13 protein-coding genes are annotated in these 12,513 nt (G+C 31.9%); 6 read left to right on the top strand and 7 right to left on the bottom strand.

Annotated features, from left to right (window positions below; translation table 11 throughout):
- Both ACKI3Q_RS03550 and larE read left to right on the top strand, forming a co-directional pair.
- A complete protein-coding gene (locus tag ACKI3Q_RS03550) occupies positions 1-654 on the top strand; it encodes a TfuA-related McrA-glycine thioamidation protein (RefSeq protein WP_407414323.1) in 654 nt (217 codons plus the stop codon).
- Positions 651-1,661, top strand: coding sequence for an ATP-dependent sacrificial sulfur transferase LarE (gene larE, locus ACKI3Q_RS03545; protein WP_407414321.1), 1,011 nt, complete (start codon positions 651-653; stop codon positions 1,659-1,661). The genes ACKI3Q_RS03550 and larE overlap by 4 nt, the downstream gene beginning before the upstream one ends.
- Here the strand turns inward: larE and ACKI3Q_RS03540 are convergent, their stop codons facing one another.
- Genes ACKI3Q_RS03540 through ACKI3Q_RS03525 form a run of 4 tightly spaced genes read right to left on the bottom strand, consistent with a single transcriptional unit; the run spans position 1,662 to position 4,626 of the window.
- Complete coding sequence (locus ACKI3Q_RS03540; RefSeq protein WP_407414319.1) at positions 1,662-2,126, bottom strand: hypothetical protein; 465 nt, start codon at positions 2,124-2,126, stop codon at positions 1,662-1,664.
- A gap of 10 nt (positions 2,127-2,136) precedes the next feature.
- Complete coding sequence (locus tag ACKI3Q_RS03535) at positions 2,137-2,976, bottom strand: CBS domain-containing protein (protein WP_407414317.1); 840 nt, start codon at positions 2,974-2,976, stop codon at positions 2,137-2,139.
- A 42-nt stretch (positions 2,977-3,018) separates the two neighbouring features.
- Complete coding sequence (locus ACKI3Q_RS03530) at positions 3,019-3,441, bottom strand: universal stress protein (protein WP_407414315.1); 423 nt, start codon at positions 3,439-3,441, stop codon at positions 3,019-3,021.
- Between the two features lie 24 nt (positions 3,442-3,465).
- Positions 3,466-4,626: an amidohydrolase family protein gene (locus ACKI3Q_RS03525; RefSeq protein WP_407414313.1), complete on the bottom strand. Its 1,161-nt coding sequence runs from the start codon at positions 4,624-4,626 to the stop codon at positions 3,466-3,468.
- A gap of 109 nt (positions 4,627-4,735) precedes the next feature.
- On the opposite strand from ACKI3Q_RS03525, the gene ACKI3Q_RS03520 reads away from it, so the two are divergent.
- The 3 genes from ACKI3Q_RS03520 to ACKI3Q_RS03510 are packed head-to-tail and all read left to right on the top strand — an operon-like array spanning position 4,736 to position 6,521.
- Entirely contained in the window at positions 4,736-5,203 is a 468-nt protein-coding gene (locus tag ACKI3Q_RS03520; RefSeq protein ID WP_407414311.1) for a deoxycytidylate deaminase, read from the top strand.
- A gap of 35 nt (positions 5,204-5,238) precedes the next feature.
- A complete protein-coding gene (tsaA, locus tag ACKI3Q_RS03515) occupies positions 5,239-5,643 on the top strand; it encodes a tRNA (N6-threonylcarbamoyladenosine(37)-N6)-methyltransferase TrmO (protein WP_407414309.1) in 405 nt (134 codons plus the stop codon).
- Positions 5,644-5,678: 35 nt separating this feature from the next.
- Positions 5,679-6,521, top strand: coding sequence for a hypothetical protein (locus ACKI3Q_RS03510; protein ID WP_407414307.1), 843 nt, complete (start codon positions 5,679-5,681; stop codon positions 6,519-6,521).
- Positions 6,522-6,548: 27 nt separating this feature from the next.
- On the opposite strand, the gene ACKI3Q_RS03505 is transcribed toward ACKI3Q_RS03510, so the two are convergent.
- Entirely contained in the window at positions 6,549-7,352 is an 804-nt protein-coding gene (locus ACKI3Q_RS03505; RefSeq protein ID WP_407414305.1) for an ion channel, read from the bottom strand.
- 324 nt (positions 7,353-7,676) lie between these two features.
- Here ACKI3Q_RS03505 and ACKI3Q_RS03500 point away from each other — a divergent pair, with 324 nt between their 5' ends.
- Complete coding sequence (locus ACKI3Q_RS03500; protein ID WP_407414303.1) at positions 7,677-8,270, top strand: zinc ribbon domain-containing protein; 594 nt, start codon at positions 7,677-7,679, stop codon at positions 8,268-8,270.
- Positions 8,271-8,294: 24 nt separating this feature from the next.
- Here ACKI3Q_RS03500 and carB read toward each other — a convergent pair whose 3' ends face one another.
- Together carB and carA are read right to left on the bottom strand one after the other, a co-directional pair.
- Positions 8,295-11,471 carry a carbamoyl-phosphate synthase large subunit gene (gene carB / locus ACKI3Q_RS03495; protein WP_407414301.1) on the bottom strand — a complete coding sequence of 1,059 codons (3,177 nt, stop codon included), beginning with the start codon at positions 11,469-11,471 and terminating at the stop codon, positions 8,295-8,297.
- 11 nt (positions 11,472-11,482) lie between these two features.
- Positions 11,483-12,513: glutamine-hydrolyzing carbamoyl-phosphate synthase small subunit (carA, locus tag ACKI3Q_RS03490; RefSeq protein WP_407414299.1), on the bottom strand; the 1,031-nt coding region annotated here is incomplete at its 5' end.

Raw genomic sequence — 12,513 nt, 5'->3', positions numbered from 1 at the left:
ATGGTTAAAGTTATAATTTATACTGGTTTATCCCTGCCGTTTGATGAGGCAAGAGAAATCCTGGATTCACATGATGATGTTGAAGTAATCTATGAAAGACCCATCAAAAGAGGAGATTTAGGTCTCGCGTTAAAAGAAAATCCTGACATAATTGGCATAATCGACGGAGTATTTCACCAGAATTCCTCAGTTGGCCATAAAGAAATTTTAAATGTGATCGATAAGGGCATAACTGTTGTCGGTTCATCCAGCATGGGTGCTTTAAGGGCATCTGAACTCGACAGCTTAGGAATGATTGGTATCGGTTATGTATATGAGCAATATGCAACTGGAAAAGTTGCATCAGACGATGATGTTGCAGTTATGCTCGACAGCGAAAGTCTGGAAGCATTGTCCGAACCATTAATTAATATGGACTATGTTTTTACCAATGCAGTAAGTGAAAACATTATCACACAAAATCAGAAAGATGAACTGATTAGAATTGCAAAATCTACTTTTTATCCCAAAAGAAACTACTCACAAACATTAAATGAATCTGATTTAGATGATGAAACTAAAGGCGAACTAATTAATTTTATCCGAACTTCAGTAGATATTAAAAAAGAAGATGCCAAAGAACTGGTAACCTACATTAAAGATATGATAAAATGAAATTAGAAGATAAAATTGAAATCGTTAAAGACATTTTGAAAGATAAAAAAGTAGTTATAGGTTTTTCCGGAGGTGCGGACAGTACATTAATAGCTTATCTTGCATCAAAGGTTAGCAGTGATGTTTTAGCAATAACAATTGACAATCACCTGTTTCCTGACAACTTCATCAAACATACGCGAAATGTAGCAAAAAAATTCAATATTGAACATCACATTATAGACATTAACTTTTATGAAGATGAAGAATTCTTAAAGAATCAGCCTAGCAGATGCCATTCATGCAGAAACTTAATGTATCACAAAATTAAAGAATGTGCAATAGATAAAGGCTTTGATTTCATTTGCGATGGAAATAACATCAGCGATTTGGTAATTGACAGACCAGGCATTCTAATTACATATAAAATGAACTTCAATACACCATTAATAGATGCGAAATTAACTTCAAAGGAAATTCACGAGTATCTGAATAAAAATAATATCGAGTATTCAAGATCAACAACATGCCTTGCAACAAGAATTCCAACCAATACCCCAGTCACCAAAGACAAAATTGAAAAAATTAAAGAAAGTGAGAAAATACTTTCAAACATAAGTGGCTGTGAATTGGTAAAAGTTAGGGATTTTAATGAAATCAGTATATGTGAAGTAGATGATTATTTCAAAATTATCAATGAGAATTCATTTAATAAAATTAATGACCAATTAAAATCAATAGGATATAAAAAAGTTTGTTTAAATTTATCACCACTTGATGATGATGAAGACATAGTTTTGGACTATGAAAATAACAAATTCCAATACCAATTACCGTTTACAATAAACCTTGAAAATACAAAAAATAAATTGACAAAAAATATTCTTTTTGAAAATTCAGAAAAAATAGAATTGGAAAAAATAGTGATAAATAATAATGGCCTTATTGAAGGACATGATTTTAAAAAATATGATGAAGCATTATTTGAGTTTATGGATATTTTACCTCAAATAAGAAGAAACGTTTAATTACTTGTCTTTCATTTCCCTATATTTTTTCAAAACGATGTCTGGAGTTTCCATAACTCTAACATAAGTTGTAGAAAATGGTTTTTTTTCTTCTTCATCGACAACAGATTTTCTAAGACCTTTCAGAACCAAGGTCTTACCTTCAATTTTAAATCCTATGTCATCTGCTTCAACTTCAATCAAATTGATTTCTATTTCAGATGCTTTATCTAACGCATCATCCATTTTTACATCATATTTTAATCTTAAAGTTTTATGAGGAGTTAGTTCATTAATAGTCCTTTTGATAACAGATTCAAATAGTTCCAAGAACTTTTTAACTGGAGGTAAGTCATTTGCCCACCAATATGCAAGAACAGAGTTCAATACAATATGATGTTCAACATATTCATCTCTCCATCTAGCCCTTACACCTACAGAACTGTCGTCAACAATTTTAATGACCAAAACTGGACTAACTGCCATTATATCACAATTATTTGACTAAAGCTTTAATTAAGTCACTAGCTCTGACAATACCGACTAAATCCCCTTCAACACCAATAACTGGAATCTGTTCAATATTCAATGTTTTCATTTTTTTAGCACAATCAGAAACTTTAGTTTTTGAATTAGCTACTTCAACATTGCCGATAGCAACATCACTTACAACTTTATCAGTAAACTTTAAATGATTTTTTTCAATGTATAAAACAGAAGTACTATCCCAGGACCATTTGTCTCCTTCAGTACCTACTGTGGAACTGTGTTCACTTCTTTCAGAAATAATTTCACTTTCAGCAATGAAATCAGTTTCAGTTAAAATTCCAGATAATTGTGCATCATCATCTAATGCTAAAATAGATTTGAGACCGAATTGTTTCATTGATTCAAAAGCAACATTTAAAGGAGTATTTTCCCAAGTAGTAGGGACTGTAGTAATCATATAATTTTCAACTGCATCGTCAACATCGATTTTAGTTAAAGCTTGTGATACGATATCAAATGAGGTTATGATTCCAACTAATTCACCATCATCGTTTACAACAGGAACTCTTCTAACATCATTTTCAATCATTCTTTCTGCAACGTCTTCAACAACTTCATCAGGACTTGCAATAATAAGATTTCTACTCATCAACATTGCTATTTGTTCTTCATCAGGATTATTAATTAAATCTGAACGAGTAACAACACCAACTAATTTATTATTATCTTCTTTAACTACAGGAAGAACTGCTTTATTTTCTTTTCTCATCAAGTCTAAAACTTTTTCCCTGCTCCCTGGAACGGAAACACTAACAACCTTTTTAGACATTACTCTTTTTACTAACATTAAAAACACCTTATGTATTCTTTGTGAAAAAAATTATAATCATTAATGTACAACTAAAACTGGACATTTAGCAGCATTGACGACCTTGTCACTAACACTACCTAAAATAAATCTATCAAAACCAGATTTACCGGAACTTCCAATTACAATCAAATCAATGTCCTCTTCAGAAGCTACATCCAATATAGCTTTTGCAGGAGTACCTTCCTTAATAACTGAAGATATTTTTATCCCATCTTCATTCATAACCTCGAATTCTTCAAGATCTTTTTTACAGCGATCTGTTAATATCTGATTTAATTGCTCCACTTCATCAGTTGCAGAAATTCCATTAATAAAGTGATTTTCAGATACGCTTAATGCAACAATCTCAGCACCACTAACCTTGGCTAAGAATAAAGCATGCAATTGAGCTTTTTTTGCAAAATCTGAACCATCTGTTGGCACTAAAATCTTTTTGTACATATTTACAACTCCAATAATATATTATTATATGTCCTGTAATATACTATTAGTATAATTTCTATTAATAGTATATAATATATTTTTTGTTTCTGAACGATTTATTATAGATAAATAATAATTTTTGGAAAAATGTTTTATGAGATTTAACTGGGCAACCTGACCTACATCAATGAAAGATTTTGAAAAAATATAATTACAGGAATTAGTTGTTGCCATTTTTAAGAGCTTACAAGGATTTAAATAATTATTGTATTTAACTGACATTATCTTAAGTGTAAATTCCAATTCCCTAAACATGTTAGGACTATTGAGCATTAAATTATCAGTTCCCAAAATCGGATTAATACCCATGTTTGACATTTCATTCAATGGAACAACACCAACATTCAATGTTGCATTAGCTCTTGGACAGACAACAATATTTGCATTTGAATTTTTAATTAAATCCAGATCATTATTTTTAGGATTGGTACAATGAACCAGCTGGTCAAAATTAGAACTGATTCCCCTTTCAATTTCAGTTTTACCGCATTTCTCCAATGATTCCAATTGTGTAGATTCGGATTCTGCAACATGAATTGATGAAATTTTATCTGCTTTTCTACATTCATCAACGATTAACATTGCAACTTCATCCGTAATTTCACCAAAACCGCTTGGAGCAATACCATCAGCCACCTTGAGAAGTTTTCTAATTTGAGATTTTACTTTTGATAAATCAGGATCATCACCATAAAAACTATCGTCACGACCAAGAATTATCGGCGTGATTGGAATATCTTTTGAGGCTTTTTTAAGAAGTTTTACTCCTTTAATACCACCTTCCCTATAATCAATGAAATGAGTGGTTCCTGATTCGAGCATTTCCCACATGGATGATTTCATTGCTTCAATAATATCTTCATCCTCAGCTGATGCTAAAGCACGATGTTTAACGCCATTAGGCGGTTTGACCATTTCCCCCAATGAAAGACCATAACCCTCATCCTTAATAATAGAATCTCCAATATGAGTATGTCCATTTAAAAAACTGGGAGCGATAATGGCACCGTCAGCATCTATTATTTTACCTTCATTGGCATCTTTGGAAATATCTATAATAATACCATCATCGATAGTGATATTTGATTTAATAGGTTCCAGATTTAATCCTCTTAAAATAATTCCATTGGTTATAGTAAACATTAAAAAAAAGTTTTTAATTGAAAATATTTAAATTTTATGAATAGTCATATCAAAAATTATAAGATATAATTTTTAGATAATTATTTTTAAGGAAAATGGGATGAGAGATATGGTAGATGAAAAATCAATGAATGAAAATAATGCAAAACGTATGAGTAAAAATGAATATTATCTTGCAATCGCTCTTGCTGTATCAAAAAGAAGCACATGTTTAAAAAGACGTTATGGGGCTGTAATAGTCAACAACGATGAAATAGTCAGTACAGGATATAATGGAAATCCTAGAGGGGAAGACAACTGCTGTGATAGAGGAAACTGTAAAAGAATGAATCTTCCATCAAATTCAGGGAACTACAATGATTGTTTTTCAGTTCATGCCGAACAAAATGCAATGATAAGTGCAAGCAGGAATGAAATGCTCGGATCAACCATTTATCTGGCTGGAGAAATGTCCAATGAGGGAAATTGGGTGGAAATAGAAAATGCTGAACCCTGTCCAATATGCTTTAGAATGATAAAGAACTCAGGAATTGACAGGATAGTTAGCAAGAAAGGCATTTTGAAACTACGAGATTAGCATAAACTATTGGATTAATAACTAGAGATGAATTTATGTGTGAAGAAATAATTTTTAAACCAATCGGATATATTAAGTCACCATATGAGGATATTAAGAATATGCCAAAATCCACCAGAGAATCCGGCGATGTAGAAGCGGAAATGATTATCAATGAAGAATACCTTGAAAGCATGTCCAGTATGGAGGTTGGAGAAGAGTATATGGTTCTATTCTACTTCCACAAATCAAAAGGATTTGAACAGACTGTTCCGTTTATGGGAAACGGTCCGTTAAAAGGATTATTTTCAACTCATGCCCCAAATAGGCCAAATCCCATTGGCGTATCCACCATTAAGATAAAAGAAATAAACGGTAACATCATTAAGTTTAATGGGGTTGACATGTTGAATGGAACCCCCGTGCTTGACATAAAAGACATCTTAAAACCTAAATATTAATATAACCTTTTTCAAAATAATATTAAGGGGAAAAAATGCAAATAGACTATCTAACCATTTTAGAATTTGTTGTGGAAATAATTGTTTTTTTAGTTTTAATGATTGTTTGTAGATTTATTTTTAATAAGCTCGAAAATTCATCCTACAAATTATTAAATCCAAAAGAATATTTACCAGAAGAGGAACTCCATTCATTAAGACAAATGTCTTTCCTGATAATGATGGCTCTGCTGTTCATAAGCGTTTTATATAATTTGGTTTATATTGGAAAGGACCTGCTTTCTTTTGTAATATTCGATATCCTCATTTCCCTATATGTTGCAACCAAACTGGACAAGAACTCCTGGAAAAATAGAATTTTATTAATATTGTTGATTCCATACGGTTCCCTGACATATTTCCTATTTGGCAAAAGCCTGGTGGGATATATAGCTTTAATTCACGTCCCAGTATTCATTTACTTTATAAAAATATATTATGACAAGTTCAGGGAATATACTGAGTCAAACGGTTTGGGAATAGCCATAATCTTATTGTTTTCAATAATATTTGTCAGTTTTTTTATAACCCAACTTGCAGAAGGTGTTAATCCTTTAAATGCACTAGTTATGGTTTCAAATGCATTTACAAGTAACGGATATGCCGTTTTAGGATCAACCGCCATTGGAAAAATCAACTCAATATTTTTGGTTTGGGGAGGTTATATATTGTCAGGTGTAGGTACCGCAACCCTTACCGCCGCAATCCTAAAAAAACACCATGATGTAAAAAATAGAGAGGTACATGATAAAATTGATGAGCTAGATAAAAAAATTGATGATATAGATAAAAAAATTGATAACTTGGAAGAGTTAATCCAAAAGAATAATGATGATTAATTTGTTTTTATTATCCAATTTTTAAATTTAATTTTTGTCAATTAATTCTTTTAATTCGTTGATTTCATCCTGTAATCTTTTATTTTCTTCACGGACAGCTTTCAGCTCGCCCATAACCTCCTGTGAGTTCTCTTCAACTATGCTTTTAAAGTCTTCCACCATTTCACTCTCATCACTGCCTATTAAACGGTCCGTAAGGTATGAAGACAATGCCGCCGTAATGGTGGAAACTATAAATATTCCCACAATAACCAATAAGATAGTTATTACCTTATCGTTGAACGTTTTTGGAACTATATCCCCATATCCTACAGTTGTTAACGTAACAATTACAAAATAAAAGCTTTCAAATAAATTACTTGAAGAACCAAATAGTATATACAATATTGTGAATACTATTACAGTAAAGAATAATCCTCCGATAATCTTATCCAAATTTGTCTTTTTAATGAATTTTTTAAAGCCATTGAAGAATTTTTTATATAAGATTAATATCCTCAGGAATTTTAAAACCATTATAACTCTCAAAAGATTAGCACCAGGAATAATCACCGGCAGCAATGCCTCAATTGGTATGCACGCAATAAATGTCACGATATTATCCTTGTCTTTTAAAAACTCTTTTTTTGAAGGGGCTTTATAAAAGTGAATTGCCCATTCTATTAGAAGTAATGAACAAACAACCAAATCAAACAGTATAACATCAAACGAAATGTCCCTCGGAAGAGTTAAAAGAAGACCCGCCGTAATAAATATAATGTCTGCAAAGACTAAAAGATGCAATATTACCAACAATGATTTGGAATTTACTTCCATGCCCATGATTTTCATTAACAAAACACCCATTCAAAAAATATTCAAGAATATCGTAAGATAATTAAATGATATTCTCATTTTAAATCATACCTTGGATTAACATATATTATGTTTAAGATTATAATTAAACATTTCCCCACACATGGATTTGGACTTTACCCAAAACCAAAGGAAGTGTCATTAATGAACTTGATTAGAGCAAATGAAAAAAAATAGAATTTTTAAAATTTTTTTGAACAAAACAAATGTATTTCTACAAAACCCATTTTTTAAAAAACATCATAACTATATTAAACACCAATAACATAATTAACATTTACATCAAAAAAATTAATGAGGATGATTAAAATAAACTCCCAGGAAATAAGATATTTTTACAGAAACATTGTTAAAAGCGGTGATGTATACCGTATAAAATACAACAATAAAGACTATGGGGAGTTTACAAAATTATCTGACGCATTATATGAAAGAGATGCCTTATTTTATTGTAATTTTGATTATGATTTACTCGTAGAGTGCGATTTGGAAAACAAATACGAAAATATGACATTACCCCCATTTCCTGAAAAAAGATCAAAAGGAAGAATTAAAGGAATAACAGTAAACAAAAATGAACGTGAAGGTGAAATTCTTTTTGACCACAAGAAAAAAGGGTTTTATATTCAAAAAGGTGAAAAAATCTTTGGATACTATGCTTCAATGACCGAAGCCTTTTATTATAAAAAAATACTTATGGGAAACAATTGGGACGAAAATGCACTTAAAAAGAATATCACAGTAAGAATTGAAGTGAATAAAAAACTTGATTTAACCAAAGAATATGTTGTTAAACTAAATTATTGTCCTAACTGCAGAAGCAAATTAAAAATTAACCAGGAAGAATGTCCTTCCTGCGGTATTAATATTAAAGAATATTTAAATTCAAATTAAAAAAATAGAAGTAATGAAGAATAATTATTCTTCACCATTGTATTCATTTAAAGATTTAACATTGATTTTATTACTTTGAACAGCTTCAATAGCATTAAGTGCTGCTCTTGCACCAGCCAAAGTGGTAACATAAGGAATACCTAATTCAATAGCTAAACGTCTGATTATATAACCATCTTGAGCTGATTGTTGGCCTTCAGAGGTGTTAATAATTAAATCAATTTCTTTTGCTAAAATTGCATCCTTAATATTAGGAGAACCTTGAGATACTTTTTTAACTTTTTCAACACTGTCAAGACCTGTTGAATCTGCAGTACCTGGCGTTGCGACAAGGTCAAATCCTAAATTAGCAGCTTTTTCAGCAATAGGTCTGATTTTCTTCTTGTCATCCTCTTTTACACTAATAAATATTTTACCTTCTTTTGGTAAATCCATTCCTGCTGAAAGTTGTGATTTATAAAAAGCCATTCCGAAGGTTTCATCTATACCAATACTTTCACCAGTAGATTTCATTTCCGGACCTAAAACTGTATCAGATTCAGGCAGTTTCAAGAATGGGAATACAGATTCTTTTACTGCAATATGATCTATTTTGATTTCTTTTGTTAAATCAAAGTCTTTGAGTTTAGCACCATCCATGATCCAAGTAGCTACTTTAGCCAATGGCACGCCAATAGCTTTACTTACAAATGGAACTGTCCTACTTGCACGAGGGTTTGCTTCAATAATATAAACCATTTCCTCATCAAGCTTTACAGCATATTGAATATTCATTAAACCTTTAACATCTAATTCCAATGCCAATTTGGTTGAATTTTCACGAATAGTATTTAATATATGTTCCGGAATAGTCTGCGGTGGAATTACACAAGCAGAGTCTCCTGAATGAACACCTGCTTCTTCAATATGTTCCATAATTCCTGCAATAAATACGTCCTCTCCATCACATAAGATATCGACATCTAATTCAATTGCATCTTCCAGGAACTTATCAACAAGAATTGGATGTTCAGGAGATACTTTTACAGCCTCCTTCATATATTCTTCAAGTTCCTTATTATCATAAACAATTTCCATAGCTCTTCCACCAATAACATATGATGGACGGACCAATACTGGGAATGTGATTTCTTCTGCAATTTTACGAGCTTCTTCAAATGAATTTGCAGTTCCATACGGTGCTTGATGAATGTGTAATTTTTCTAATAACTCAGCAAATAATTCTCTGTCTTCAACTCTATCAATACTTTCATATGGAGTTCCTAAAATTTTAACTCCAGCATTTGCAAGAGGTACTGCCAAGTTAATTGATGTTTGACCACCAAACTGTACGATAACACCGTCAGGTTTTTCCTGATCTATTACACCCATCACATCTTCAAATGTAATCGGTTCGAAGAATAGCTTGTCTGAAATGTCATAATCAGTACTTACAGTTTCCGGGTTGTTATTAATAAGAATGGTTTCTATTCCATCATCTTTTAGAGCAAGTGATGAATGTACACAGCAGTAATCGAATTCAATACCCTGACCAATTCTAATTGGTCCTGCACCTAAAATTACAACTTTTTTCTTGGTAGTTGATGTTAATTCATTACCGACATCATAACTACTGTAGTAATAAGGAGTTTTAGCTTCAAATTCCGCTGCACATGTATCAACCATTTTATAAGATTGTTTAATATTATATCTTGAAAGTAAATTTCTAATATACTCTTCAGTTTGACCGGATAAGTCAGCCAATCGTTTATTGGAAAAACCAAGCTGTTTTGCTTTTCTTAAATATCCTTCATCATCTAATTTATCGGCAGTAACATCATTTTCAAAGTTTACGATGTTTCTGATTTTGTATAAGAAGAAATTATCAATTTTAGTTAATTCTCTAATCTTATCTATATCCATGCCATCTTTAATAGCTGAATAAATCTGGAAATAAATTAAATCTGTTGGATTGGCCAAATCTTCTTCAGTATAATCAACATATTCAAAACCATCGAAGCCCATATCAAGTGACCTGAGTGCTTTTTGGAATGCCTCTTCAAAAGTTCTTCCAATAGCCATTACCTCACCAGTAGCTTTCATCTGAACTCCTACTTGACGGCTGATTCCTTTAAATTTATCAAATGGCCATCTTGGGATTTTTAATACAACATAATCAATAGCAGGTTCAAATGAGGCAGGAGTTTCTTTAGTGATATCGTTTCTAATTTCATCTAAAGTCATTCCCAATGCTATTTTTGAAGATACTTTAGCAATTGGATAACCTGTAGCTTTAGATGCGAGTGCACTACTTCTTGATACACGAGGATTTACTTCAATGACTTTATATTCATCAGTTTCTGGATTTAGAGCAAACTGAATATTACATCCTCCACGAATACCTAATGCCCTGATAATTTTAATAGATGCATCACGCATTTTCTGGATGGTTTCATCACATAAATTCTGAATTGGAGCAACAACGACACTGTCTCCTGTGTGAATTCCCATTGGATCTATATTTTCCATTGTACATACAATAATACATGTATCTTCTTTATCCCTCATTACTTCAAATTCAATTTCTTTCCATCCAAGAACAGATTCATCGATGAGAACTTGATTAATGAAACTCATATCCAACCCGTGATTAGCTATTTCAATTAATTCTTCTTTATTATGAGCAATTCCTCCACCAGTTCCACCTAATGTGAATGCTGGCCTTACAATAACAGGATAACCAATATCTTCTACCGCCTTAAGTGCATCATCCACACTTTCAACAGCATGACATTTTGGGATTTCTTCTCCAATTTCATCCATGAGGTTTGCAAATAAGTCACGGTCTTCTACATCCTTAATGGTTTGGACATCAGAACCTAAAACTTTAATGCCTTCCAATAATCCTAAATCTCCAAGTCCTGTTGCTATATTTAATCCGGTTTGTCCACCCATGGTTGGTAAAATAGCATCTATTTCTTCTTCTTTGATAATCTTAGCAACAATTTCCGGAGTTAATGGTTCTGTATAAACAGTATCTGCCATATCAATATCAGTTTGGATAGTAGCTGGATTACTATTAACAAGTACTGTTTCTATACCTTCTTCCCTTAGTGATTTACATGCTTGTGATCCTGAATAATCAAATTCTGCAGCTTGTCCAATTTGAATAGGTCCAGAACCAATAATTAAAACTTTTTTAATATCTTTATCTACTGGCATATGTAATCCCCCTAATAATCATCCATCATTTGATTGAATTCGTCAAAAATATATCTTGTATCATTTGGACCAGGTCCTGCTTCAGGATGGTACTGTATACAAAGCATAGGTAATTCTTTATGGGAAATACCTTCTGGCGTTCCATCATTTAAGTTAATTTGAGTTAATTCCAAATCAGTGTCTTTTAGTGATTCTTTATCAATTGTAAACCCATGATTTTGAGAAGTGATGAATACTTTTCCAGTTGCCAAATCCTTAACCGGCTGGTTTTCACCACGGTGACCGAATTTCATTTTATATGATTTAGCACCAAATGATTTTGCAATTAATTGCTGACCCATACAAATACCAAATATCGGTAATCTATTTGATAATTTTTTCATGGTTGCAATTGTTTCAGATACTCTATCAGGATTTCCCGGTCCGGATGTAATCATCAATCCAGAAGGAGAGTAATCCAAAACAGTTTTATAATCAGTATCATATGGGAATAAAACAATTCCAATATCCCTTTCTAAAAATGAGTTTATAATATTCTTTTTAACACCACAGTCAATTAATGCAACTTTTTTATCGGCATCTTCATTGAAAACTTTAATTTCTTTTGTTGAAACTAAAGGCACAACATCCTTATCTTCAATACTAGGTTGTGATTTTGCCATTTCAACCAATTTATCATCAGCAATATCTTCAGTTGTGATAGCTGCTTTAAGAGAACCTCTTTCACGAATTTTTAAAGTTAAATCTCTTGTATCAATTCCACTAATACCAGGAGTTTTAAATTCTTTTAAAAAGTCATCTAAAGTCTTTTGAGGTCCAAAATTAGACAATTCACGACAAACCTCACGACAAACAAATCCTTCAACCTGAATTCTATCAGATTGATACCATTTCTCACTTACCCCATGATTACCTTCTAAAGGGTATGTGGACATTAAAATCTCTCCCTTAAAAGATGGGTCTGTTAAAGATTCAGTATAACCACCCATACCTGTTGAGAAAACGAGTTCGCCCAATTTAGTAGCTTCATAACCAAATCCTT

It is taken from the genome of Methanobrevibacter sp. (genome assembly GCF_045636185.1).
Classification (GTDB): Archaea; Methanobacteriota; Methanobacteria; order Methanobacteriales; family Methanobacteriaceae; genus Methanocatella.
The sequence above is the reverse complement of the archived record's forward strand: the minus strand, read 5'-3'. Positions and strand labels throughout refer to the sequence as shown.

What these genes read in the sequence shown, in the direction of transcription:
- ACKI3Q_RS03550 (WP_407414323.1), top strand. Translation starts at nt 1, where the DNA reads ATGGTTAAAGTTATAATTTATACTGGTTTATCCCTGCCGTTTGATGAG.
- larE (WP_407414321.1), top strand. Translation starts at nt 651, where the DNA reads ATGAAATTAGAAGATAAAATTGAAATCGTTAAAGACATTTTGAAAGAT.
- ACKI3Q_RS03540 (WP_407414319.1), bottom strand. Translation starts at nt 2,126, where the DNA reads ATGGCAGTTAGTCCAGTTTTGGTCATTAAAATTGTTGACGACAGTTCT.
- ACKI3Q_RS03535 (WP_407414317.1), bottom strand. Translation starts at nt 2,976, where the DNA reads ATGTTAGTAAAAAGAGTAATGTCTAAAAAGGTTGTTAGTGTTTCCGTT.
- ACKI3Q_RS03530 (WP_407414315.1), bottom strand. Translation starts at nt 3,441, where the DNA reads ATGTACAAAAAGATTTTAGTGCCAACAGATGGTTCAGATTTTGCAAAA.
- ACKI3Q_RS03525 (WP_407414313.1), bottom strand. Translation starts at nt 4,626, where the DNA reads ATGTTTACTATAACCAATGGAATTATTTTAAGAGGATTAAATCTGGAA.
- ACKI3Q_RS03520 (WP_407414311.1), top strand. Translation starts at nt 4,736, where the DNA reads ATGGTAGATGAAAAATCAATGAATGAAAATAATGCAAAACGTATGAGT.
- tsaA (WP_407414309.1), top strand. Translation starts at nt 5,239, where the DNA reads ATGTGTGAAGAAATAATTTTTAAACCAATCGGATATATTAAGTCACCA.
- ACKI3Q_RS03510 (WP_407414307.1), top strand. Translation starts at nt 5,679, where the DNA reads ATGCAAATAGACTATCTAACCATTTTAGAATTTGTTGTGGAAATAATT.
- ACKI3Q_RS03505 (WP_407414305.1), bottom strand. Translation starts at nt 7,352, where the DNA reads ATGAAAATCATGGGCATGGAAGTAAATTCCAAATCATTGTTGGTAATA.
- ACKI3Q_RS03500 (WP_407414303.1), top strand. Translation starts at nt 7,677, where the DNA reads ATGATTAAAATAAACTCCCAGGAAATAAGATATTTTTACAGAAACATT.
- carB (WP_407414301.1), bottom strand. Translation starts at nt 11,471, where the DNA reads ATGCCAGTAGATAAAGATATTAAAAAAGTTTTAATTATTGGTTCTGGA.